This is a genomic window from Caulobacter sp. GSs2 (genome assembly GCF_058680895.1).
In genome coordinates, this window is sequence record NZ_CM178725.1 from 3416895 (window position 1) to 3440754 (window position 23860).

23 protein-coding genes and 1 pseudogene are annotated in these 23860 nt (G+C 68.0%); 4 read left to right on the plus strand and 20 right to left on the minus strand.

Going from position 1 to position 23860, the window contains the following annotated elements; genetic code table 11:
- Nucleotides 1-99: 99 nt before the first annotated feature.
- The 3 genes from ACW17Z_RS16545 to ACW17Z_RS16555 form a co-directional block, all read right to left on the minus strand.
- A complete protein-coding gene (locus ACW17Z_RS16545; protein WP_492056809.1) occupies nucleotides 100-2202 on the minus strand; it encodes an acylase in 2103 nt (700 codons plus the stop codon).
- Nucleotides 2203-2291: 89 nt separating this feature from the next.
- Nucleotides 2292-2912, minus strand: coding sequence for a glutathione S-transferase family protein (locus tag ACW17Z_RS16550; RefSeq protein WP_492056810.1), 621 nt, complete (start codon nucleotides 2910-2912; stop codon nucleotides 2292-2294).
- Nucleotides 2913-2915: 3 nt separating this feature from the next.
- Nucleotides 2916-3083: a hypothetical protein gene (locus ACW17Z_RS16555; protein ID WP_419255815.1), complete on the minus strand. Its 168-nt coding sequence runs from the start codon at nucleotides 3081-3083 to the stop codon at nucleotides 2916-2918.
- A 46-nt stretch (nucleotides 3084-3129) separates the two neighbouring features.
- Here ACW17Z_RS16555 and ACW17Z_RS16560 point away from each other — a divergent pair, with 46 nt between their 5' ends.
- Nucleotides 3130-3702 (plus strand): hypothetical protein, encoded by a 573-nt coding sequence (locus tag ACW17Z_RS16560; RefSeq protein WP_492056812.1) that lies wholly within the window; start codon nucleotides 3130-3132, stop codon nucleotides 3700-3702.
- Nucleotides 3703-3755: 53 nt separating this feature from the next.
- Complete coding sequence (locus ACW17Z_RS16565) at nucleotides 3756-4580, plus strand: protein NO VEIN domain-containing protein (RefSeq protein WP_492056813.1); 825 nt, start codon at nucleotides 3756-3758, stop codon at nucleotides 4578-4580.
- Here ACW17Z_RS16565 and ACW17Z_RS16570 read toward each other — a convergent pair.
- Nucleotides 4577-6184, minus strand: a complete 1608-nt coding sequence (locus tag ACW17Z_RS16570; RefSeq protein ID WP_492056814.1) for a GMC family oxidoreductase — start codon at nucleotides 6182-6184, stop codon at nucleotides 4577-4579. The genes ACW17Z_RS16565 and ACW17Z_RS16570 overlap by 4 nt on opposite strands.
- Nucleotides 6185-6384: 200 nt before the next feature.
- On the opposite strand from ACW17Z_RS16570, the gene ACW17Z_RS16575 reads away from it, so the two are divergent.
- Nucleotides 6385-6864, plus strand: a complete 480-nt coding sequence (locus ACW17Z_RS16575; protein WP_419320672.1) for a hypothetical protein — start codon at nucleotides 6385-6387, stop codon at nucleotides 6862-6864.
- A 116-nt stretch (nucleotides 6865-6980) separates the two neighbouring features.
- Here ACW17Z_RS16575 and ACW17Z_RS16580 read toward each other — a convergent pair.
- From ACW17Z_RS16580 to lepA, 3 genes and pseudogenes are all read right to left on the minus strand, one after another.
- Nucleotides 6981-7319, minus strand: a pseudogene (locus tag ACW17Z_RS16580) (hypothetical protein); the annotation flags it as partial.
- 300 nt (nucleotides 7320-7619) lie between these two features.
- A complete protein-coding gene (locus ACW17Z_RS16585; RefSeq protein ID WP_492056815.1) occupies nucleotides 7620-8432 on the minus strand; it encodes a hypothetical protein in 813 nt (270 codons plus the stop codon).
- Nucleotides 8433-8877: 445 nt separating this feature from the next.
- Nucleotides 8878-10686, minus strand: coding sequence for a translation elongation factor 4 (gene lepA, locus ACW17Z_RS16590; RefSeq protein WP_492056816.1), 1809 nt, complete (start codon nucleotides 10684-10686; stop codon nucleotides 8878-8880).
- Nucleotides 10687-10929: 243 nt separating this feature from the next.
- Between lepA and ACW17Z_RS16595 the strand changes: the two genes are divergently transcribed.
- On the plus strand, nucleotides 10930-11472 hold the full coding sequence (locus ACW17Z_RS16595; RefSeq protein WP_419321423.1) for a DUF1134 domain-containing protein: 543 nt from the start codon (nucleotides 10930-10932) through the stop codon (nucleotides 11470-11472).
- A gap of 18 nt (nucleotides 11473-11490) precedes the next feature.
- On the opposite strand, the gene ACW17Z_RS16600 is transcribed toward ACW17Z_RS16595, so the two are convergent.
- From ACW17Z_RS16600 to ACW17Z_RS16660, 13 genes are all read right to left on the minus strand, one after another.
- The gene (locus ACW17Z_RS16600) at nucleotides 11491-12288 is read right to left on the minus strand and encodes a transglutaminase-like domain-containing protein (protein ID WP_492056817.1); all 798 of its coding nucleotides are present in this window, start codon (nucleotides 12286-12288) and stop codon (nucleotides 11491-11493) included.
- 134 nt (nucleotides 12289-12422) lie between these two features.
- Entirely contained in the window at nucleotides 12423-12950 is a 528-nt protein-coding gene (locus ACW17Z_RS16605; RefSeq protein ID WP_419320680.1) for a TIGR00645 family protein, read from the minus strand.
- A gap of 19 nt (nucleotides 12951-12969) precedes the next feature.
- Nucleotides 12970-14562 (minus strand): DUF4139 domain-containing protein, encoded by a 1593-nt coding sequence (locus ACW17Z_RS16610; protein ID WP_492058548.1) that lies wholly within the window; start codon nucleotides 14560-14562, stop codon nucleotides 12970-12972.
- A gap of 155 nt (nucleotides 14563-14717) precedes the next feature.
- On the minus strand, nucleotides 14718-16088 hold the full coding sequence (locus ACW17Z_RS16615) for a DUF4139 domain-containing protein (protein WP_492056818.1): 1371 nt from the start codon (nucleotides 16086-16088) through the stop codon (nucleotides 14718-14720).
- Nucleotides 16089-16267: 179 nt separating this feature from the next.
- The gene (msrA, locus tag ACW17Z_RS16620) at nucleotides 16268-16864 is read right to left on the minus strand and encodes a peptide-methionine (S)-S-oxide reductase MsrA (RefSeq protein ID WP_492056819.1); all 597 of its coding nucleotides are present in this window, start codon (nucleotides 16862-16864) and stop codon (nucleotides 16268-16270) included.
- A gap of 67 nt (nucleotides 16865-16931) precedes the next feature.
- Entirely contained in the window at nucleotides 16932-17207 is a 276-nt protein-coding gene (locus ACW17Z_RS16625; protein WP_492056820.1) for a hypothetical protein, read from the minus strand.
- The gene (locus ACW17Z_RS16630) at nucleotides 17192-17488 is read right to left on the minus strand and encodes a hypothetical protein (RefSeq protein ID WP_419254677.1); all 297 of its coding nucleotides are present in this window, start codon (nucleotides 17486-17488) and stop codon (nucleotides 17192-17194) included. The genes ACW17Z_RS16625 and ACW17Z_RS16630 overlap by 16 nt, the downstream gene beginning before the upstream one ends.
- Nucleotides 17489-17999: 511 nt before the next feature.
- Nucleotides 18000-20399, minus strand: coding sequence for a phenylalanine--tRNA ligase subunit beta (pheT, locus tag ACW17Z_RS16635; protein WP_492056822.1), 2400 nt, complete (start codon nucleotides 20397-20399; stop codon nucleotides 18000-18002).
- Between the two features lie 31 nt (nucleotides 20400-20430).
- The gene (locus ACW17Z_RS16640; RefSeq protein WP_492056823.1) at nucleotides 20431-20658 is read right to left on the minus strand and encodes a hypothetical protein; all 228 of its coding nucleotides are present in this window, start codon (nucleotides 20656-20658) and stop codon (nucleotides 20431-20433) included.
- Nucleotides 20658-21746, minus strand: a complete 1089-nt coding sequence (gene pheS, locus ACW17Z_RS16645; RefSeq protein ID WP_492056824.1) for a phenylalanine--tRNA ligase subunit alpha — start codon at nucleotides 21744-21746, stop codon at nucleotides 20658-20660. The genes ACW17Z_RS16640 and pheS overlap by 1 nt, the downstream gene beginning before the upstream one ends.
- 121 nt (nucleotides 21747-21867) lie before the next feature.
- Nucleotides 21868-22227: a 50S ribosomal protein L20 gene (gene rplT, locus ACW17Z_RS16650; protein ID WP_419254681.1), complete on the minus strand. Its 360-nt coding sequence runs from the start codon at nucleotides 22225-22227 to the stop codon at nucleotides 21868-21870.
- 15 nt (nucleotides 22228-22242) lie between these two features.
- On the minus strand, nucleotides 22243-22443 hold the full coding sequence (rpmI, locus tag ACW17Z_RS16655) for a 50S ribosomal protein L35 (RefSeq protein WP_007672148.1): 201 nt from the start codon (nucleotides 22441-22443) through the stop codon (nucleotides 22243-22245).
- 150 nt (nucleotides 22444-22593) lie between these two features.
- On the minus strand, nucleotides 22594-23805 hold the full coding sequence (locus ACW17Z_RS16660) for an MFS transporter (RefSeq protein ID WP_492056825.1): 1212 nt from the start codon (nucleotides 23803-23805) through the stop codon (nucleotides 22594-22596).
- Nucleotides 23806-23860: the final 55 nt, after the last annotated feature.

A 23860-nucleotide genomic window follows, 5' to 3' on the forward strand; every position in this document is an offset into this window, starting at 1 on the left:
CTACGGCGGCGGGCCCCGCCCTCTCTCAAAGAGAGAGGGTTTCGATCAGAGCGTCCGCAAACCACCCTAAGCTGACCTTCAAACCGTCCGCTACGGAGCCTACCTTCCCCCCGGCCGGTAGTCCTCCCGCACATTCCCCTTCAGCTGCGCCTCGGTGAACAGCACCGGCCTAGTCTTCATCGCCACGAACAGCGGCGTCTGGTCCGCATAGTGCTTTGACCCCGCATCCAAAGTCGCCGAGCCAAACTGGTGGATGCTGTCGGACGACAGTTTCCCATTGCGGTCCCAGGTCACGAACATGATGTAGGTGTCGCCGCCGTCGGCGGTGGTGGTGCCGTCCTTCTGCGGGATGCCCCACACCGAGCGATAGGTGTCGGCGGCGCCGTCGATGGGCAGATCAACCTTGCCGCGGCGGATGCGGTTGACCTGGCCCCATTCGGGGTCGAGCCGGCCGAAATGGGTCTTCAGGGTGGTGATGGCCGTCTTCAGGGTGTCCATCGGGTCGGGCTCGGCCTCGCCGCTGGTGCGGGCGAACAGGATCGGCTGGCTCATCAGCGCCGCCAGGGCCGCGCCGCGATTCTTGGCGTCGGTGCGGCGGTCCCAGCCTTTCAGTATGGCCTGGGCGGCGGCCAGGTCCTTGTCGTCCTTGGGATCGACGGCGGTGACCTTGGCGATCATCTCCGCCACGCTGGAGCGCTGGCTGTAGGTCAGGTCGTACTTGTAGCGACGGAAGCTCTCGTCGGTGATCGCCGGATCGACCCCGACCGTCTCCTGCACCCGCAGGGCGCGGTTGGTCATGTTGGTCTGCAGGCCCATCGCGGCGGGGAAGTCGGCGGGCTTGAGATTATCGGCCGGGGCGCTGGCCTCGAACGGGCTGTTGTTGGAGTTGAAGACGAAGCCCGACTCGGGATTCCACAGCTGCGGGCTCTGCTCCACCGGGCGATAGCCCTGCCAGATCAGGTCGGAGCGGTCGCCGGGCAGCATATTGGCCCAGTCGGCCTGCGCCGTGCGGTTGGGATACTGGCCGTTGTGCACGAAGCCGATGTTTCCGGCCGCGTCGCCATACACATAGTTGAGACTGGGCAGGGCGTGGGTGGCGATGGCCGCGCGCCATTCGGTCAGGTTGGTCGCCTTGCCCAGCTTCCAGTACTGCACCGGCTGGCGGTACTCGCCCATGCCGGCATAGCGGATGGCGAAGACGCCGGCCTTGGTCTCCAGCACCGGGCCGTGCACCGAGCGCAGCACGGCCTTGCGCACCGGCAGCACGATGGGGCCCCACAGCTTGACGCGCAGGATGGCGGTGGACATCTCGAAGTCGCGCCAGGCGCCGTCCAGCCGATACTGGTTCTTGTCCTGCGGATTGATGGTCAGGCGGTAGGTGTCGACCAGGTCGGGCTTGGAGACCGTATTGGCCCAGCCCAGGGTGGCGTTGTGGCCATGCAGCATGAACGGCGAACCGGGGAAGAAGCCGCCGGCCACATGCCAGCCCTGGCCGCTCTGCACCACGGCCTCGTACCAGGCCACCGGGCCGGTATAGGGCTGGTGCGAATTGACCAGCAGGCGGGTGGCGCCGTCGGCGTTGCGCGACGGGGCGATGGCCAGGCCGTTGGAGCCCTTGGGCGGGGGCGGCGGCGCATCGGGCGCGGTGAGCTTCTTCAGCTCGCCGTCCAGGCCGTAGAAGAACGGCTGCTTGAAGACAAAGCCCGCCGCGATGTCCTTGCCGGTGACCGGCAGCAGGCCGGGCGTCACGACCTCAGGGTGCAGGGCGGCATAGTGATTGACGCCGTCGGCATAGGCCTGCAGCACGGCGCGCAACTCGGCGGGCAGCTTGCTGTAGTTGGCGTCCACCGTCGGCCAGACGCCCAGCAGCGAGACCACATAGTCGGTCGGCGCGGCCGAGGCGCCGTTGGTGCGGGCCAGCACGCCGCGGGTGGCCAGGGTCACGTCGCGCAGGGTGGGAAAGTCGTCCTCGCTCTGGGCGAAACCCAGGCCATAGGCGGCGTCGGCGTCGGTCTTGCCCAGGATGTGGGGAACGCCCCATTCGTCGCGGCGGATGCGGACCTCATAGCGCTGGCCCGCCGCGATCAGGGCCGCCTTGTCCGGCGCCGGGGGCAGGCTGGCCCGGTCGATGACGATCAGAGTGACGGCCGCCAGCACCACAAGCGCCAGCAGTCCGCCGATCCCGCGCAGGATCCACCGCATCCAAGTCTCCCCGTCTTTTCTCGTTGTCGCGATCATGGGGGTAAGTGGCGGGGTAGGGGAAGGGCGACGTGGCGGAAGGGGTGCGGGGTTCAGGGAACGTCGGGGCGCGCATGCGGCCCAAAGGCGGCGCGCTGGCGAAGCCGCGCCTCATAGGCCTGGACCGCCGGCAGGTCGGCGTGGTCGATCGGCGTCGCCGCCCAGCGGTGGGTCGACAGGCCCAGCACCACGTCGGCCAGGGTGAAGGTCTCGCCGGCCGCATAGGCGCCGGTGGTCTCCAGCCGGCGCTCCAGAAGGGTCATGGCCCCGTTCCACGCCGCCGTGCTGGCCGCGATGCTGGTCGGATCGTCAAAGCCCGGCGCCTTGCGGGCCAAGGCCAGGAAGGCGTAGCGCCAGGCGCCGTTCAGCTCGGTGGCCTGCCAGTCCATCCACTGCTCCACCCCGGCCCGGCCGCGCGGATCGGCGGGCAGCAGGGCGCCGTCGCCGTGGCGGTGAGCCAGATAGCGGCAGATGGTGTTGCTCTCCCACAGCGGCCCCTGGTCATCGACCAGCACCGGGATCAGGCCATTGGGGTTGAGCGCCAGGAACGCAGGATCGCCAGTGGGCGCAAAGCCCGCGCCCCAGTCCTCGCGCTGATAGGCCAGGCCCAGCTCGTCCAGCGTCCACAGCACCTTGCGGACATTGATCGACGAGCTCCGGCCCAGCACGCGCACCGGCTAGCGGCTCATCCAGGGCTTGGACTTGCCGGCCTGCACGCCGGCGGCCTGCTCGCGCTGGAACTTGCCGCCGCGCGGCGGCTTGGGCTTGGCGTCGATGGCGGCCTTCTTCAGGCGCAGGGCGCGCTGGATCGGGGTTTCGTTGGAAAGGTCGGGCGTATCGGTCATGACGGCGCCTATAGCACAATCTGCGGCGGGGAGGCGCGCATCCGCCTTGAGAACGCCGCGCTTGGCGGTCAAGCTGCGCGGCATGATCCTCCGCGCCCTCGCCCTGACCGTTCTTCTCGCCAGCGCCTCTGGCGCGACCGCCCAGGTTCGTGAGGAGCCGACCGCCGTCTCGCCGGTCACGGTGATGCCGCCGACCCTGCCGCCCAAGGTGGTGGCCACCTATCCGGCCCAGGGCGAGACCATCGCCCCCGGCGTGCTGATCGTGAAGGTCGCCTTCGACCAGAAGATGAACCCCCGGGCCTGGAACTATGGCGTCGCGGAGGGCGGCGAGGCGCCCGAATGCATCCAGACGCCCCGGCTGCTGAACGACCAGAAGACCTTCGTCCTGCTGTGCCGGGTGCTGTCCAACCGCACCTACAAGGTCGCCCTCAATGGCGAGCGGGCCGGGGGCTTCGCCAATCTCGGCGACAACCCCGCCGAGCCCCTGGTGCTGACCTTCCAGGTGGTGCGCGGCGAGCCGGTCACCTCGATCGCCCGCGCCCTGAAGGCGGCGGGCCTGAAGCCCGACGAGGAACCCATCGCCGAGGCGCCCAAGCCGCCGGTTCGCCCCGCGCCTTAACTCAGGGCCAAGCTGTTGTGGCGCGACGCCCGCGCCTGAGGCATCGTCGCCGCGTGAGCGATGAGACACACAAGACCGGAGACTGGACCGAGGCCGACCTGGACCTCGTGGTCGGCGACTATTTCGTCATGCTGGCCAAGCAGTTAGCGGGCCAGGAGGTCAAGGCCGCCGGCCACCAGCGCGCCCTGCGATTCGTCACCGGCCGTCCCGGCGGAGCCATCGAGTTTCGCCAGCGCAACATTTCGGCCGCCCTCAGCCTGATCGGCGTGCCGATCCTGAAGGACTTCGCCCCGCGCTGGAAACTGCATGACCAGCTGATCGACGCCGTCGACCGCCAGCTGTCTACCCGGCCCACCCTGATCGCCGCCGCCATGCGCCCGCCGGTGCTGTTCACGGCCCGCGAGCCGCTGCATCTGGTCGAGGGGCCGCCGCCCGCCTTCGAGCCCGAACAGCTGCAGCCCAGCCCCCGCGCCGAACAGCTGATCGCCAAGTTCGACCCCGCCGGCCGCGACCACGCCAACAGCCTGCTGGCCGAAGCCGGCCGCGCCGCCGTCCTGGCCTTCGAGCAGCGCCGCCTGCGTGAGCACGGCCGCGCCGACCTGGCCGAGAAGGTCCGCCCGGCCCGGCCGCCCGTCGACCTGGCGGGCCACGACATCCTCAGCTTCAAGCCCACCGGCGAGGAGCGGCTGATCGTGGTCAAGACCACCACCGGCGGCGTCGGCACGCCCATGGCCCTGACCGACGCCGAAGACGCCCTGTGGACCACCCGCCCCGACGTCTTCCGCCTGTATCGCCTCTACGACCTGGGCCGCGAGCTGCGGTTCTACAAGCTGCGCCCGCCCCAGGCTGTCGAGGCCGTCGAGGTCGAAGCCGTCTAGCGCGCGTCTTCCAGGATCATCCGCGCGGCCTTTTCGGCGATCATCAGCGTGGGAGAATTGGTGTTGCCCGAGACGATGGCCGGCATCACCGAGGCGTCGGCGACCCGCAGGCCCGCAACTCCCAGCACCCGCAGGCGCGCATCGACCACGGCGGTTGGATCGGCGGCCAGGCCCATTTTCGCCGTCCCCACCGGGTGGAAGATCGTCGTGCCCAGCTGCCGGGCCGCCGCCAGCAGTCCGGCGTCGTCATCGACCGCCGGCCCCGGGCTCATCTCGTCGGGGCCAAAGCAGGCCAGAGGCGGCTGGGCGACGATGCGGCGGATCAGGCGCAGGGAGTCGACGGCCACCCGCTCGTCCTCCGCCGTCGACAGATAGTTGGGCTGGATCAACGGCGCGGCGGCCGGAGCAGGACTGCCCGCATGGATGCTCCCCCGGCTGGAGGGCCGCAGGTTGCAGACGCTGATGGTGATGGCCGGAAAGCGGTGCAGCGGCTCGCCGAACCGGTCCAGCGACAGCGGCTGGACGTGGAACTGCACATTGGGCGTCGCATAGTCCGGCGAGGTCCTGGCGAAGGCTCCCATGTGCGACGGCGCCATCGACATCGGCCCGCGCCGCAGCAGCGCATATTCCAGCGCCATCAGGGGTCGCCGCCACAGCGAGGCGTAGTGGGCGTTCAGGGTCGCCACGCCCTTGACGCGATAGATCGGCCGGATCTGCAGGTGGTCCTGCAGGTTCTCGCCCACGCCCGGCAGATGGCGGTGGACGCTCAGCCCCAGGGCCGCCAGCCGCGCGCCGTCGCCGATACCCGACAGCTCCAGCAGGTGAGGGCTGTTCACCGCCCCGGCGGTCAGCACCACCTCGCCGCGACATCGCGCTTCGCGAGCCTCCCCGCCCTCGGTCCAGGCCACGCCCAGGGCCCGGCCGTTTTCGAGGATCACCCGATCCGCCCGCGCCCCGGTGCGCAGCTCCAGATTGGGCCGCGACAGCACGGGTTTCAGAAACCCCCGCGCCGCGCTCCACCGCAGGCCGGCCCGCTGGTTGACGTTGAAATAGCCCGAGCCGGTATTGTCGCCGCCGTTGAAATCGGGGCTGACGGGAATGCCCTCCAGCGCCGCCGCCTTGGCAAAGGCGTCCAGCACCTTCCAGCGCATGCGCGGATGCTCCACCCGCCACTCGCCGCCCGACTGGTGATGCTCCGACGGCGGGGCGATGTGGTCTTCCTGGGCCTTGAAAAGCGGCAGGACGTCGTCCCACCCCCAGCCGGCCAGACCCCGCCGGCGCCAGCCGTCATAGTCGGCCGCCTGGCCGCGCATATAGATCATGGCGTTGATCGCCGACGATCCGCCGATCACCTTGCCGCGCGGATAGGCCAGGCTGCGGCCGTCCAGCCCCGGCACCGGCTCTGTCCGATACATCCAGTCCGAGCGCGGATTGCCGATCGCGAACAGATAGCCGACCGGGATGTGGAACCAGATCCAGTCGTCGCGATCCCCTGCCTCCAGCGCCAGCACCCGCCGCTGCGGATCGGCCGACAGCCGGTTGGCCAGCACGCAGCCGGCCGACCCCGCGCCGACGATGATGTAGTCATAGGTCTCGACCGCCACGGACTTGTCCCTCCCGTTGCCGGCAGTCGTGCCGCGATTTGAGCGCGGGCGCCAGCGGTCCGGACCCGGCCGCCGCCCGGTAGGCCTGCCTCCGACCCGGCAGATTGGCCCGATCTTGGGTGTTGCCGGATAAACGGCTAGGTTGCCGCCACCATTGACCCTAGGGTCGTGGGCAGTGGCTCCCGTGCGTGAGGTTGGCGATGTTCCTGCTTTTGCTTGCCCTGGCGCAAGGCCCTGCGCCGCAGGAGGCTCAGGCCGCTCTCCAGTCCTGCGAGATGACGGCCAAGGGCTGGGTGTGCCACTACCAGATCCCGTCAGTGACCGTGGTCCGCCCGATCGATGCGCCTTCGACCGACTCCACACCAGGCGAGGCTGCAAGCGCCGCGCCGCCGGCCAGTGCGGTCGCCCGGCCGTCCGCCGACACCGTCGAAAGCGCCGAGGCCGTGCGGCGGGCCCGGCTGATCGCCAATTGCGCCGACGCGACCTGGCTGTCTCTTTGTCTGCCGGCCGATCGCCGCGCGGCGCGGGTCCTGCGCGAGGAGGCCCAGGCTGCGGCGGCTCTGCGTGGCCGGGTCACAGCCCTGCTCAGCGAATCGCGGTGCGACGAGGCGGTCAAGACGGCCCTGGCCGGTGGCGACATGGCCCTGGCCCGCGAGGCCCGCGACTTCTGCAAGCCCTGATCCCCGTCCTGCTTACAGTCCTGTTTCCCGTCCTGATCCGGGCGGTTGCGGCCAGAAAAAAGGCGGGGTGTGAACCCCGCCTTTTCCAGTTCTGAATGCTGTTAGCCCTGCCGCCCTTAGGGGCGGACAGGCGCGCAGCGCACGCCGTCGGGGCAGCCGGTGAAGTGGATCTCGGGCGCATCGACCGTGACGGCCGACGGGCGAACATGCACTTCCGGACGATGCAGATAGATCTGCGGCGCGGCGATGCGGATCGGCGGGGCGTCGACATAGACCGGCGGGCCCTGGATATCGATGCGGCCCGACGGCACGACCACCGGCTCGCCATAGACCCGAACGCCCGGCGCCGAAACGCGGATGTCGCCATAGGAAGAGGTCGGGCCATAGAAGACCACCGCCCGGGTGCACAGGCAGTCGATCGCAGGCATCGGCGACGGCGGCATCGGCGGCGACGGACGACGATAGTCTTCCGCGGCCGTGGCCGATCCGACGACAGCGCTGGCGCCCAGCATGGCCAGCAGGCCAGCGGCAAGTTTCAACTTCATTCCAGATCCCCTCATGAGCCCATCGACCCCGTTACATCCCGTCGCCCATGCTCCGGATCCTGCGTGGAAACCGGTCCGGAGGAGAAGCAGGTTAACCTTAACCGAACGCGGGTCGATGGTGTCGTGGTTTTCAACCCGCAGGGGAACATATTCTCATCCTGTGCAGGATCAGGCGTGCGTTCGCCGTCCCACGAACAGCCGAAAGCGCCTTCAGGTCCCGTGGCGGGCCGGCGAGGAGCCCGGGTCGCAGGTAATCTCGCGCCATTCAAAGCGGGCCGGGCTGATCAGTCGCTGGCTGACCACATTGCGATAGAGCACCGGGCTGTCATAGGTTTCGACCCGTGACGGGGTCACCAGAACCCGCACCGACACCGTGCGATACTGGGCGGGGATCTCGCGGCGCGCCTCATAGCTTTCGCGGTCGATCACCTGGCGGGTGACGGTCCGGATCTCGGCCGGCTCGCGGACCCGCACCTGACGGGCCGGGCTGACCATGACCTGCCGGGTCTCCAGGCGATATTCCGCCGGCACCTCGACCAGGCACAGGACCTCGCCGGTCGGGCTCATCATGGTCCGGCCCGGGGCGGTCTCGCGCCGGTCCAGCAGCATGCCGCGCCGCCACTCGGTATAGGCCTCACGCACCAGAACCTGCTCGGTCACGGTCTCATAGACGGCCGGAACGGTCTCGATCCGGATCGATTCGGGCCGGACCACGACGGTTTCGGTGACCGTCCGCCAGGTGGCGGGCACGGTGACCAATTCCGTCCGCGCCGGCGTGACCAGCTCCTGGCGTTCCTCAAGGCGATACACGGCCGGGATGATCCGGCTTTCGGTGCGGCTGGGCCGGTCGATCAGCTGCTCGACATAGGATTCGTAGCGGGCCGGCGACATGACCTTTTCATAGCACTTGCCGGGCTGGGGATTGGGCGGGCAGTCATCGCCGCTGCCGGCCTGGCTGATATCCGCGCCGAGCACCGCCATCATCGCCAGGCTCGCCGCCGAGGCCCGCCACATCCCGCTCAACCTGCCCACCCGACGCCGACTCCCGCTACGCGCATTAACCAGACCCATTCAACACGGTCTGGGCGATGCCGGCCCGGACTTTCTGCTCAGACGGGAAAAACGGCGGGGGGAGGGCGGGCTGGCCTGGGAAGACTTCATCGGGACGCCGGGCGCCAGACGGGGATTGCGGTGACCGTGCCGTCGGTTCCCGCCATGCGCCCTCGGCGACGCCCACAGGCACCGCGCTCGGTGTCGGTTTGGGGCTTTGTCACCGTAGTGCCAGGTTCGGTGAAGGCGTCAGATGCAGGGCTCAGCGACGCTTCCCTTCTCCCCTTGCGGGAGAAGGTGTCAGCGAAGCTGACGGATGAGGGGTTGATCGCCCTCTCAGGAAGGGTCTGAGCGACCCCTCACCGGACCCCGGCCTTCGCCGGGGCCACCCTCTCCCGCAAGGGGAGAGGGAAGAGGATCAATCCTCGTCCATCTTCAGCGCGGCGATGAAGGCTTCCTGCGGGATCTCGACCTTGCCGAACTGGCGCATGCGCTTCTTGCCGGCCTTCTGCTTGTCCAGCAGCTTGCGCTTGCGGCTGGCGTCGCCGCCGTAGCACTTTGCCGTCACGTCCTTGCGCAAAGCGCGAACGGTTTCGCGGGCGATGATCTTGCCGCCGATGGCCGCCTGGATCGGGATGACGAACATGTGCTGGGGGATGAGCTCCTTCATCTTCTCGCACATGCCCCGGCCCCGGCCCTCGGCGCGGTCGCGGTGGACCAGCATGGAGAGGGCGTCGACGGGCTCGGCATTGACCAGGATCGACATCTTGACCAGGTCGCCCTGGCGGTAGTCCTCGACCTGATAGTCGAAGCTGGCATAGCCCTTGGAGATCGACTTCAGGCGGTCATAGAAGTCGAACACCACCTCGTTGAGCGGCAGGTCGTAGATGACCATGGCGCGGTTGCCGACATAGGACAGTTCGCGCTGCTGGCCGCGACGGTCCTGGCACAGCTTGATCACGCCGCCCAGATACTCGTCGGGGGTGAAGATGGTGGCCTTGATCCAGGGCTCGCTGATGCTCTCGATGTGCATCGGGTCGGGCAGGTCGGCGGGGTTGTGCAGCTCGATCTCGCTGCCGTCGCGCATGTGGATCTTGTAGACCACCGAGGGGGCGGTCGCGATCAGGTCGAGGTCGAACTCGCGGGACAGGCGCTCCTGGATGATCTCCAGGTGCAGCAGGCCCAGGAACCCGCAGCGGAAGCCAAAGCCCAGGGCGGCGCTGCTCTCCATCTCGTAGGTGAAGCTGCCGTCATTGAGGCGCAGGCGGCCGACGGCGGCGCGCAGGTCTTCGAAGTCGGCGGCGTCGACCGGGAAGAGGCCGCAGAACACCACGGGCTGCACGTCCTTGAAGCCGGGCAGGGCCTTTTCGGTGGGCTTCTTCTCGTCGGTGATGGTGTCGCCGACGGCGGCGTCGGCCACTTCCTTGATCTGGGCGGTGATGAAGCCGATCTCACCGGGGCCGAGGCTCTCGACGGGGGTGTTTTTCGGCTTGAAGACGCCGACCCGGTCGATCAGGTGGGTCGAGCCGTGCTGCATCATCTTGATCTTCATGCCGGCCTTCAGGCGGCCGTCGATGACGCGCACCAGCACCACCACGCCCAGATAGGCGTCGTACCAGGCGTCGACCAGCAGGGCCTTGAGCGGGGCATTTTCGTCGCCCTTGGGCGGCGGCAGGCGGGTGACCACGGCTTCCAGCACGTCGTGGATGCCCAGGCCCGACTTGGCGCTGCACAGCACCGCGTCGCTGGCGTCCAGACCGATCAGGTCCTCGATCTGGGCGCGCACGCGCTCGGGCTCGGCGGCGGGCAGGTCGATCTTGTTGAGGACCGGGACGATCTCGTGATTGTTGTCGATGGCCGAATAGACATTGGCCAGGGTCTGGGCTTCGACGCCTTGCGAGGCGTCGACGACCAGGATCGAGCCTTCGCAGGCGGCCAGCGAGCGCGAGACTTCGTAGGCGAAGTCGACGTGGCCGGGGGTGTCCATCAGGTTGAGGATATAGGTCTCGCCGTCATCGGCCTTGTATTCCAGACGCACGGTCTGGGCCTTGATGGTGATGCCGCGTTCCTTCTCGATGTCCATGTTGTCGAGAACCTGCGCGGTCATCTCGCGCGCGGTCAGGCCGCCGGTCTCCTGGATCAGGCGATCCGACAGCGTGGACTTGCCGTGGTCAATGTGTGCCACGATTGAAAAATTTCTGATCTTGTCGAGCGGCGTAGAGGTCATGCGCCCGCGTCTAGCACATTTGGGCCGCTTCGCGAGAGGGCGATGCGCCCTCCAGGCGGCCGGTTTTCCTCATGCTTAACCGAACCTTAAAGCGGGTGGCCGCAAACCGGTCCCAATGGGCTGCGACAGTAGCGCAACGATATTTCTGAAGGGGCCGTCATGGACCGTCGCAAGTTGATCCTCTCGGGCGCAGCCACCCTCGGCGCGAGTGCGGGGGCGTCCAGCGTCTTCGCCCAGGACACGATGGCCCAGGACGTGGCCTCCAGCGGCACGACCACCCCGGCCTATGACACCGGTTCGGCCCAGACCTATTCGGCCGACGAGATGATCCGGGCCACGTCCGACTTCCTGGGCGTCACGGCCGAGAGCGCCGGCGCCGCCATCGAGAAGGTGTTCCGCGAAAAGGGCCAGCCCACCGGCTACATCGCGGGCGAGGAAGGTTCGGGCGCCATCGCCCTCGGCCTGCGCTATGGCCGGGGCCTGCTCTACATGAAGGGCCGGCCGACCCAGGAAACCTTCTGGCAGGGCCCCTCGGTGGGCTGGGACTGGGGCGGCAACGCCAGCCGGGTCTTCACCCTCTGCTATAACCTGCAATACCCCGAGGCGATCTTCCGCCGCTTCCCCGGCGTTGAGGGCACCGCCTATCTGATCGGCGGCCTGGGCGTGAACTATCAGAAGGCCGACGATATCACCCTGGCCCCGATCCGCGCGGGCGTGGGTCTGCGGCTGGGGGCCAATATCGGCTATCTCGGCTACAGCCGCAAACGCCGGCTCATGCCCTTTTAGGCCTGCCTGCTGGCGGCTTCACGCCGCCGCCGGCTCCCGTAACAGCTCGCGCACGCGCACAGACTGCCGCGTCATGGTTGCCCGGCCGAAGATGGTCAGAAAGGCGATGTCGGCGGCGTCGCGGCCCTCACCGATGCGGATTAGGGTTTCAGGACAAGCCCGACCGGTCGGATCGACCAGCCGCCAGCGACCGCCGACATACACCTCGATCACGGCATGGAAGTCCTGTGGCTCAAGTCCCACGGCATAGGCGCTGACCATGCGGGCCGGGATATCGCTGGCCCGGCACAGGGCTGCGGCTATGTGGGCATAGTCACGGCACACGCCTTGCCGGTTCATGTAGGCGTTCATCGCCGTCGTGGTCGAGGTGCTGGCGCCCCAGCGATAGGTCAGGGCGCCGCGCAGCCAGTCGATAATCGCCACCACCTTGTCGCCGCCCTGCAAGGGGCCGAAATCGCAGGCCGCGATCTGTTCGAAGAGGTCGGATTCGATGTAGCGGCTGGCGCGCAGGAAGGGCAGAACCTCGACCGGCAGGCTGGCGATGGCGTGCTGGGCCGCACCGGCCAGACCATCGTCGCGCGGGGTCAGGTCGACCGTCGCCAGATAGGTGATTTGCAGCGGACCCTGGTGGGTGAAAACGACCCGCCGCTCGCCGGTGGCGGGGTCATCCAGCCGTGACCAGGCGATGGGCGGATCCAGGACCAGGCTCTCGGTGACGATCGTCTGTCCGGGCGACAGGGCGACTTCCAGATGCAGGAGCGACTCGACCTCTCCGATGAAGTCGTAGTCCAGGCGTGCCTCGACATGCAGACGCATGGCGTCTCCTTTTCGAACCGGCCCCATCCAGATTGGCGACGGTGGTGGATGAATCCCACTGGCGAATTCGCCTGGAGTGTGTCGCTCAGAGTTCGGTCGGCTGGCTTAGCCGAAGACGCCCAGGATTGCGCGCCCTAATGACTGGAGACCTTGCTGTTGAGCCAGTCCATCAGGGCCAGCAGCACACCCGAGACCACGAAGGACAGGTGGACGATCACCAGCCACAGCAGGCGCGGCTCGTCCAGGGGCGTGCCGGGTTCGCTGAGTTTCAGGAAGGCCTTGAGCAGGGCGATGGCCGAGATCGCCACGATCGAGGCGATCAGCTTCATCTTCAGGCCCGAGAAGTCGACCGTGCCCATCCAGTCGGGACGATCTTCGTGCGAGGCGGTATCGATCTTGGAGACGAAGTTCTCGTAGCCGGACAGGGTGACGATCACCAGCAGGTTGGCCGCCAGCGACAGGTCGATCAGCGTCAGAGCCATCAGGATGGCGTCTTCCGGCGTCATCGACAGCACGTTGGACAGTTCGCGGAACAGTTCCTGGAAGAACACAACCAGCAGCGCCGCCAGGGTGACGACCAGGCCCACATAGAACGGCGCCATCAACCAGCGTGATGCGAAGAGGCCTCGCTCCAGCATCGTTTCCAGCCGGGGCTTTTTCATTCGACGAATCCTTCAGGCGTCAGCCTTCGTATTCCACCACATAGCGCACGGTCTCGCGACCCTTCGGCGACAGGGTGAAACGCCAGGCGATGGCGCCGTCGCGAATATCGTGGCGCTTGGGCTCGCGGATCACCTTGAAGGCGGTCCGGTCCGGCCGGTGACGCAACTCTATGACGATGGGCCCGGTCTTGGCGTTGGCCAGATCGACCTCATAGGTCCGCCGCGTGCGTCCGGCGCGGGCCCGCGTCTCCGACACCAGGCGGGGCCTGACCGAGACATCCATCGCCCGCCCGATCGCCAGGTCGAACGGCTGGCCCACGGGCACGTCGCGCATCGTCTGTTCGCCGGCGAAGGCCGGGCGGCCGCCGGCCGTCTCCATCACGGCCAGGGCCCCCGAGGGCAGGGCCTTGCCCAGGCCCTGACTGACCTTGTTCTCGAGCCGGAGCAGCACTGTCGCGGCGGGGACGTCATTGCTGCGGTAGTCGCTCCAGGGATCGACTGTGACCATGTAGAGGCGTTGGAAGGCCACCCCCTTCTGATCGAGGAACGCCACCTGCTTGGTCTGGCGCGCGGCGACGGTGACGGGTTCGGGCAGGGTGTAGAGCTTGTAGTCGCCCAGTTCGGACTGCTCGGCCAGCTTGGCGCGGGAGGCGGTGACCGTGACCTCCTCGCGGGCGCCGGCCATGGCCATGGGGGGCGGCTGGGGGGAGGTCATGATGTCATAGGCGACAACAGGCGGAGGCGGTGGACTGCGGCCGTGGGTGGTGGTGTCCATGGGCCAGCAGGCGCGGGTGATCGCCTTGGTCTCCGCCCTCGGGATGTCGACCGGCACGCGCGACAGCTTGCCGGCCACCGCCTGGGTCGAGGCGTCCACGAAGCTGGTTCCGCTGCTGTTGACCAGGGTCAGCCAGCCGGTGAGGTCCAGGGTTTTGCCGTCCGGCGCGATGCGGGCCACATAGTCGGCCTGCCAGTTCACGCCGATGGCCAGGTACGACAGGGTGAGCTTGACGGTGGTGGCGACCGGGACGTCGATCAGGGTCGACAGTGAGGGCTTGTCGGACAGGCCGGCCGGGATGTGATCGAACACCAGACGCTCGGCGCCGCCGGAACAGCCCAGGGCCTCGACGCCGGTGGCGGTCTGCAGCACGACGCCGTTGGGGCCCTGGCGGACGATGGCGCTCTCGGCGGTCTGTCGGCCGGTCCTGGCATGGGTACGGACGATGCCGACCGGCTGGTTCAGCGAGCGTTCCAGCAGGGTGCCGGGGCTGAGCAGGGCATAGTCGTAATTTCGCTCGATGATGCCGCCGGGCAGGCCGTCGACTGCGGCGCTCTGCGGGATCAGGCCGTCGGCGACGGCGTCAAAGCGCAGGGTGTGGCGGCCGGCGGGCAGGGTGACGGTGCGGGTCTCTGTGACCAGGATCAGGCCCTTTTTCAGGGCCTGTTCGCGCTGCCAGGGCTGCAGGGTCTGGAAGGGTTCCGAGCCGGCGCGATAGAGGGTGACGGCCGTTGTCTCGGCGGCGGGGGAGGCGATGGTGTCGGCCAGGGCTGGCGAGGCGAGGGTGGTGAGGGCGAGGGCGACCGCATAGGGCGTCGCAGCGAATAATGTTGTCATCCCGGACAAGCGAAGCGCAGATCCGGGACCGCCGGAAGCTCTGAGCTCAGGCGTCGGTCCCGGATCTTCGCGCTGCGCGCTCGTCCGGGATGACAGCCGCTTTTGGGCTATCTGCTCTCCCCCGGAGGGGGAGGATCTATCTTGGCGCCGCCTGCTCACCAGCCCGTCTCGACCGTAAACGTCAGCACCGTCTCGCCATTGGCCGGCACGGGCACGCTCCAGCCCAGGGTGCGGGCGTCGATGCGGCGGCTTTTCAGGCTCTCGGCCTTGACCTCGCCGTCGCGCCACAGGCCGCCCTGGCGCAGTTCCACCGTGACGGCTTCAGGGCGCGCGTTGCGGACCAGGTACTTCATGGCGTAGCGCGAGCGGGTCTTTGACACCTTCTCCTGGCTGATCAGGGTGGCCTGGCTGGTCACGTCGAAGGCGTCGCCGGTCTTGATCGACAGTTCCGAGCCGGCCGGGGTGTGGTCGATGCTGTTCTCGCCGATGAACTTGGGATCGCCGGCCTGGTCGCGCATGTAGATGCGCATGACGCCGGCCGGCAGCTGGCTGCCCAGACCCGCCAGCCGGGCGTTGCTGAACTGGATCGCGACCGTGGCCGACGACGGGCTCTCGTCGCTGTCGAACCCGCCTTCGCGGATCTCATAGACCTTCTTGGCCGCCACGGCCTGGGCGCTGAGGAAGCCGACCTGCTTGCTCTGGTTGGAGGCGATCGTGGTGCGCTGCGGCAGGGGATAGACATAATAGTCGGCCAGACGCTCGGCGTCGCCGCTCTCGGTCCCCGCCGACATCATGGACGCGCTGGACCGGCGATAGCCGCCGTTGTTCAGCTGGTTGACGTCGCCGGCCACCAGCTGGGTGCGGGCGTTGTCGAAAGGGGTGCCGGAATTGTTGGTCAGGGTGATCCAGCCCTGCAGGTCCAGCGCCTGCTTCTTCTCGTCGAACAGGGCCACATAGTCGGCCTTCCAGCCCAGGCCCGAGGTCAGGTAGCTGAGCTTCGAGGCGCGCGGGCCGGCCTTGTCGGCATCGACCGTCACCGACAGGGTCGGGCGGGCGCGCAGGGTCTCGGGCACCTTGTCGAAGATCACGCGGGTGGGCACGCCGTCGTCGCGCAGCACCTCGATGCGGTCGCCGATCTTCAGGACCACACCTTCATTGGCGGCCAGCACGGTGGCCACTTCGGTGGTCTCCTTGCCGTCGCCGGGATTGGTGCGGACGATGCGGACCTGCTGGCCGACCGCCTTTTCCATCAGCTTGTCGGGGGTCAGCAGGTCGTAGTCGAAGTTCTGCTCGATGATCGTAACGCCGGCCGCCGACAGGCTGACCGTTTCGGGGCGGATGGCGGCCGAGACGTCCTTGAACTCCAGCCGCTGGCGCCCGGCCTTGAGGTCCAGGTCGCGGGCATCTTCGACCAAGGCGAGGTCGGAGTTGTAGATGGTGACCGAGAGATCGGGAGCCGGAGCGGCATGCGCGCCGCCTGCAGCCAGCACAAGCGCGGCGGTCGCCAGAAGCGCGCGACGGTTCATCGATGATCTCCCTGTTTTACACGCTTAAGCTACAGGGGATTGAGGCGGAGTCGAGGCGGTGGAGCTTGGGCGTTTTCCTCGCCTGTCATCCCGGGCGAAGACCCGGGACCGCAGGAAACGCGGCGCTTGCTGCGGTCCCGGCTCGGCGCGCTGCGCGCTTGGCCGGGATGACAGGGCTCTTACCCGCCCCAGACCTGCTTCAGCCGCAGGTCGCGCCCGCAACCGATGCGATAGGCCTGATAGTTCAGGGCGTTCCGCTTGGCATAGTCGCGGTGGTATTCCTCGGCCGGCCAGAAGGTCTTCAGGTCGAGCACCGGCGTAACCATCTTGCCGGTCTTCAGGCGCTTGGCGGCCTCGCTGCGGGACTTTTCAGCGGCGGCGCGTTGCTCGGCGCTGCTGACGAACACGGCCGGGCGATAGGACGGGCCACGGTCGCAGAACTGGCCGCCGTCATCGGTCGGGTCGACCAGCTTCCAGTAGCGATAGAGCAGGAAGCCATATTCCAGTTTGGCGGGGTCATAGGTGACGCGGACGGCCTCGTAGTGGCCGCTCGTCTCGCTGGTGACATCGCGATAGGTCGGTCGGAAAACGTGGCCGCCGGTATAGCCGCTCTCCACCTTGAGGACGCCTTGCACGCCCTGCATGTCGTGCTCCATGCACCAGAAGCAGCCGCCGGCGAACACGGCGGTGGCGGTCTTGGGTTTGGCGGGCGCTGCGGCCAGGGCGGGGAGGCCGAAGGCGACAAGGGCGGCGATCAGGGTCAGCAGGCGGCGCATCGAACGTCTTTCCGGAGCGACCCTTTAGCGGGTCCTGGACCTAGATACGCATGGCCGCGCGGTTTGGTTACGCCCGCCAGCCAAAACCGACGCCGCGCACCGACGGACACGCCTCCAGCCGCGAGGCGAGGGCTTGGGCGCGCTGGTCGCCCTGGTCGTCGATCTCCAGCCGGATGGCCAGGGTCTGGCCGTCGGGCGTAGCGGTCAGGGCGCGCAGGCGGGTCTGCTGTACGTTGGCCACGCCCAACACCCGCATCAGGGCGTCGGGCGTGTCTTCGGCCGTGACGAGAAACAAACGTCGTTTGTCCTCGTCCGGTTTGGAAGGGTTCAAGGTCGCACCCACTGATGCTCGACGCTGGCCGAGTTGACGCCAGGCCAGGCGGCCAGGTCGCGGGCCAGCAGGCGGGCGGCCTGGTCACCCAGGTGACGGACGCGCAAGCTGGCTTCGACGATCTGGCCCACGGGCTTGAGCGTCAGGTTGCACAGCTCGGCGCCGCTGTCGGCCAGGCCCTGGCGCACGGCGTCCAGCGCGCTGTGGGCGTCCTGGGCGGCCAGCAGCAGCTGGTGAACGGTGACGCCGTCGGCGTCGCTGTGGAAGGCGGGTGGTGCAGGCAGGTAGCTCATGGATCTCAAGTCCCCTCGGGTTGGTTTTGGAGGACCGACGAAACGCGCAACAAAAAAGCCCCGCTCCTTTCGGAGGCGGGGCTTTTTGAAGATCTTGCGATCCGTCGGCTGCGTTCAGGTTATCTCGCGCGCCGTTGCCCCGTTCGTATAGGAACGGTTTTAATCTGGTTCCACATCATGGTCGCGGCGCACGACATCGCCGCGACGGCGGTAAAGCCGGTCACGAGAACGATGTTGAGGACGAGTTGCGAGACCATGTGGACCCAGGAGCTCCTTGCGAGTTCACTAGAGGTAGCGTGGGTATGCGCCCTGCGCAAGACCTTGCCTCGCGCAGGGGCGATCGGTCGCGGTTGTGGGCAGAATGTTCGAAGCTTGGGCGCCGGTGCCTGAAGTCTGGACACTTGCCCCCTCCGCGCCTTCGGCGCTCCTCCCCCGTAGGGGGAAGATGAAGGCGTCTTCCCCCTACGGGGGAGGACGACCGCGAAGCGGTCAGGAGGGGGCGAGTGTGTCGTTACGACCTAAGCTTCCCGCCGGCCTTCTCGGCCGCGGCCACGATGCGGCCTGACAGCGCCTCGATATCGGCGTCGGTCAGGGTCGCCTCGCGCGGCTGCACCACAACCTCCAGCGCCACCGACTTGAAGCCGTCGGGCACGCCGGCGCCGTCATAGACGTCGAACACCCGCACGGCCGTGATCAGCGCCTTGTCGGCGCCGGCTGCGGCCTTGACCAGATCGCCGGCCGGCCTGGCCTTTTCGACCAGGAAGGCGAAGTCGCGGGTCAGGGGCATCAGCGGCGAGGGCGAGAAGGCGGCCTTTGACTTGTGGGCTTTCTTCTTGGGCTCGGGGATGGCTTCCAGGGTGATCTCGAAGCCATAGACCGGGCCGGCCACGTCCAGGGCCTTGAGCACGGCCGGATGCAGTTCGCCGAACTCGGCCATCACCGCCTTGGGGCCCAGCTGCAGGCGCGCCGAGCGGCCCGGATGCCACCAGGACGAGGCCGAGCCTTGCGCCGTTTGCAGCTTGTCGACCGGCGCGCCCAGTTCTTCCAGCAGGGCCATCAGGTCGGCCTTGACGGTGAACAGGTCGTCCTGCGCCGCCTTGTCCCAATTGCGCGGCGCGTGAGGGGCGATGATCGCCGCCACCACGGTGCGCTGGTCGGCCGGCCGGTCGCCGTGGAAGGTGGGACCGATCTCGAACAGGGCCGCGTCGGGGAAGCCCTTGCGGGCGTTGCGGCCGGCGGCCTCGATCAGGTTGGGCAGCAAGGAGGGGCGCATGCAGTCCAGGTCCGAGGCGATCGGATTGGCCAGCACCAGTTCGGCCGCGCCGCCGCCGAACAGCGTCGCGATCTTCTGGTTGGTGAAGCTCCAGGTCAGGGCCTCGGCATAGCCGGCCGCAGCCAGGGCGCGGCGCGCGACACGGCCACGCGCCTGTTTGGCGGTCAGGATGCCGCCCACGGCCCGGGGAACTTCCGGCAGGGGCGTCGAGGGCAGGGCGCCATAGCCGGCGATGCGGGCGACCTCTTCGACGAGGTCGGCCTTGCCTTCCACGTCACGGCGGAAGGTCGGTGGGGTCACGGTCCAGGGCGAGCCCAGAACGATGTCGAAGCCCAGGTCGGACAGGATCTGGCGCGTCTGGTCGGGTGTCACCGCCAGGCCTGACAGCTGCTCGACATAGTCGGGCTCGAACGCGAAGCCGGTCGGGGCGGGGGGCGCTTCGCCGGCCACCACGATCTCCGACGGCTCGCCGCCGCAGAGGTCGAGGATCAGCCGGGTGGCCAGCTCCAGGCCGGGAACCAGCGAGTGGGTGTCGACCGTGCGGGCGAAGCGGTACTGGGCGTCGCTGTTGATGCCGGTGGTGCGGCCGGTCTGGGCCGTGCGGATCGGCTCGAACCAGGCGCTCTCGACGAAGACGTCGGTGGTGTCTTCCGAGCAGCCGGTGCTTTCGCCGCCCATGACGCCGCCCAGACCGATGGGGCGCTCGCCAGAGGCGTCGGCGATCACCGACATGTCCGGGGTCAGCTCATAGGTCTTGCCATCGAGCGCGATCAGGTGCTCGTCGCCATGCTGACCGTGACGGCCCAGGCGCGTCGAGATCTGCGTCCCCGACAGCTTGGCGACGTCATAGACGTGCAGCGGGCGGGCGCGGTCATAGGTGATCAGGTTGGTGATATCGACCAGGGCGCTGATCGGGCGCAGGCCGATGGCCAGCAGGCGATCCTGCAGCCACTTGGGCGACGGACCGTTCTTGACGCCCTTGATCATCCGACCGGCGAACACCGGGCAGGCCTCGCCATCGACCTTGACGGTGATCGGGCAGGGGAAGGCTCCCGGCACCGGCGCGATCGACAGGTCCTTCAGCGCGCCGACGCCCGCCGCCGCCAGATCGCGGGCGATGCCGGCGACGCCCAGCCAGTCGGGGCGGTTGGGGGTGACCTCGAAGTCGATGACGGCTTCCATGCCGAGCGCCGTGGCGGCGGGCGTGCCCACAGCCAGGTCGTCCGGCAGCTCCATGATGCCGTCGCTCTCGCTGGCGGCTTCCAGCTCGGAGGCCGAGCACAGCATGCCGTTGGAGACGACGCCGCGAACCGGCTTCTCGACCAGGGTGACGCCCAGGCCCGGCACATAGGCGCCGATGGGGGCATAGATGGTGGTCAGGCCCGCGCGGGCGTTGGGCGCGCCGCAGACGATCTCCTTCATGCCGTCGACGGTGTCGACCTGGCAGACGCGGAGGCGGTCGGCGTTGGGGTGCTGCACGGCCTCGACGATTTTCGCGACCGTAAAGGCGGCCAGCTTGGTCGCCGGATCGGTGACGTGCTCGACCTCGAGGCCGGCCATGGTCATGGCGGCGACGATGTCGGTGGCGGAGGCCTCGGTGTCGAGGTGATCCTTGAGCCAGGAGAGGGTGAATTTCATCGTGTCGAACCTGATGGGAAGCGGCTGATCGTCAGCGCTCCGCGTGGATGACTGCGACCGGAATGGAGCCGGTCGACGTTTCCTTGTTTGCCAATGTGATCAACGAGCCAGGAGTCACGGCCCACGTCTCTGTTTCGGCGTCGAAATTCTCGTTCGAGAGCACGTAGACCGTGTCGGATACCCGGTAGGCGATGGTCGGCCGCCATGCGTCCGTGCCTTCACCCAAGAGTCCAACATAGACCTGCGTGCGCTCGATCATCAGCTCAGCCCGCTGGCGGCGTTCGGCGCGGCGAAGGCGCTGAAGCCGTAGTGGGCCAGCCAGCGGCTGTCGGACGAGAACATGTCGCGCAGGTCGGGCATGCCGTATTTCAGCATCCCCAGCCGGTCGACGCCCATGCCGAAGGCAAAGCCCTGGTATTCGTCCGGATCGATCCCGCAGGCGCGCAGCACATTGGGGTGAACCATGCCGCAGCCCAGGATCTCGAGCCACGATGTGCCCTGGCCGATCTTGATCTCGCCGCCCGAGCGGTCGCACTGCACGTCCATCTCGGCCGAGGGCTCGGTGAACGGGAAGTGGTGGGGGCGGAACTGGGTGGTCACCGCGTCGGTCTCGAAGAACCGCGCCAGGAAGGTCTCCAGGGTCCATTTCAGGTGGCCCATATGGATGCCCTTGTCGATCACCAGGCCCTCGACCTGGTGGAACACCGGCGTGTGGGTGGCGTCGTTGTCGCAGCGATAGGTGCGGCCCGGGGCGATGATCCGGATCGGCGGCTTTTGCGACATCATGGTCCGCACCTGTACCGTCGAGGTGTGGGTGCGCAGCAGCATGCGCTCGCCGTCGGAACCGTCGGCGTTGGTCTTCGGATTGAAGAAGAAGGTGTCGTGCATCTCCCGCGCCGGGTGCTTGGGCGGGAAGTTCAGGGCCGTGAAATTGTGGAAGTCGTCGTCGATGTCGGGACCTTCGGCCACCGCGAAGCCCATCTCGGCGAAGATGGCGACCATCTCGTCCATGGTCTGCATGGTGGGATGGACGCTGCCCTTGCGGCGATAGGGGGGCGGCAGGGTCAGATCCAGGGTCTCGCTGGCCAGGCGCGCGTCCAGCTCGGCAGTCTCCAGCGTCGCCTTGCGGTCGGCGATGGCGGTGGCGGCGGCGTCGCGCAGGGCGTTGATCGCCGCGCCCTGCGTCTTGCGCTCCTCGGGGCTCATCGCTCCCAGGGTTTTCAGCAGGCCGGAGATCGAGCCGGTCTTGCCCAGGGCCGCGACGCGCACGGCGTCGAGGGCGGAAAGATCGGCGGCGGCGGCGACTTGCGCCAGCACATCGGATTCGAGGGTTTTGAGATCGGTCATGACGGGCTTCCGTCTAGAGCATTCGGGCGGGGCGGAGTAGGGGAGCGCGCAGCAAAAAGCCCCCCGGTTGGCACCGGAGGGCTTTTCTTAGATCGCAATCGGGACGAACCCGAAAAAGACCTTAGGCGGCCAGGGCGGTGCGGACCTTGTCAGCAATGGCCTTGAACGCGGCAGGGTCTTGACCCGCGATATCCGAGAGGACCTTACGGTCGATCACGATACCCGCCACGTCCAGGCCGTGGATAAACTGCGAGTAGGTGAAGCCCTCGGTGCGAGCGCCGGCGTTGATGCGTTGGATCCACAGCGAACGGAACGCGCGCTTGCGAACCTTGCGGTCGCGGTACGCGTACTGGCCGGCCTTGTCGACGGCGGCCTTGGCGGTGCGGATGGTGTTCTTGCGGCGACCGTAGAAGCCTTTTGCCTGCTCAAGAACCTTCTTGTGCTTGGCGTGGGCGGTAACGCCCCTTTTGACGCGAGCCATGTGTCAGCGCTCCTCTTAAAGGCCGTAGGGCAGGTACGAACGGATGGTCTTGGCGTCGGATTCGCTCATGACCTTCGTGCCGCGGTTTTGGCGGATGTACTTGCCGTTGTGGCCGATCAGACGGTGACGCTTGCCGGCGACGCCGGCTTTCAGCAGGCCCGTGGCCGTGATCTTGAAGCGCTTCTTCGCGCCTGACTTGGTCTTCAACTTAGGCATTTCGCGTCAGGGCTTTCGCCCTGTCCTCTGGGATAGCAAGACGAACCGCCATGGCATGCCAATAAGCCAGGCGGTTCCGGAAAGGCGGGGTTAGTACGGGAAAGAGTCGGGGAAGGCAAGGGCGGACAGACCGCACTGGCGCGGCGCCGCTCAGGCCGCCGCCTTGGCGCGGCCCACCAGGGTCACGCCCAGCCAGACGGCGGGCAGCATCAGGGCCGCGCCGAACCAGTAGGGTCCGCCGATGGCGAGGCCGAACAGCGACCCGGCGATCAGGGGGCCGACCATGCGGGCCAGGGAGCCGGCCGCCATGTTCAGGCCCAGCATCTCGCCCTGGCGGTCGGGCGGGGTGTTGCGCGAGATCAGGGCCGCCACGCAGGGAAAGACCAGTGACTGGCCAAAGGCCGTGCCGCCCACGATCACCGGCACCAGGGCGGCGCTGGGCACGAAGGGGGTCAGGAACAGGGTCACGGCGATGATCGACAGGCCGGTGGTCAGCACCAGCGGCTCGCCAAAGCGCCGCGCCAGCCGGCCGGTCACGGCCCCCTGACCGATGGAGGCGACCACCCCGATCACCGCGAAGCACAGGCCAACCTCGCGCGGGCCCCAGTTGAACCGGGCGTGGGTCCACAGGCCAAACACCGACTCCATGCCGGCGAAGGCGGCGGTCGAGACCAGGGTGACCAGCAGCACCCGACTCAGGATCGGGCTGGCCATGGCCGCCTGCAGGGCCTCGCGCCGGTGGGGCCTCGCCGCGCCGGGGGCGCTGGGCGAGCGGCTTTCGACCACGAACAGAAAGACGCCCAGCGAGGCCAGGGCCGCCATGCCGGCGGCCACGAACAGCGGGATCTGGAACCCCAGGCGTCCGGCCTCCGGGTGGGCCAGCAGGCCGCCCAGGGCCGGGCCGACCACGAATCCGGCGCCGAAGGCCGCGCCCAGCAGGCCCATGCGGCCCGCCCGCTTCTCCGGCGGGGTGACGTCGGCCATGTAGCCCTGGATGGTCGAGATATTGCCGGTCGCGAACCCGCCGATCAGGCGGATAGCGAAGGCGATCCAGATGGTCGGGGCGAAGGCCAGGGCGACATAGGACAGCGTGTTGGCCAGAATGGTGACGATCAGCACCGGCCGCCGGCCAATCCGATCCGACAGCCGCCCCCAGAACGGCTCGGCGAAGAACTGTCCCAGGCTGTAGGCCGAGAACAGCGCCGTGATCTGCCAGGGTTCCGCCTTCAGCGACTGCGCATAGAAGGGCAGCAGCGGAATGACCAGGCCAAAGCCCACCAGGTTGATGAACACCACCAGCAGCAGGACGTAGAGCGCGCGCTCGCTGTGGGCGGACGACGCGGGAGAGGCGGTCGGGGGCATGGTCGGCGCTTTCGAAGGGCCGCCCGAATACGCCTTTTGGCGGTGGCAGACGACC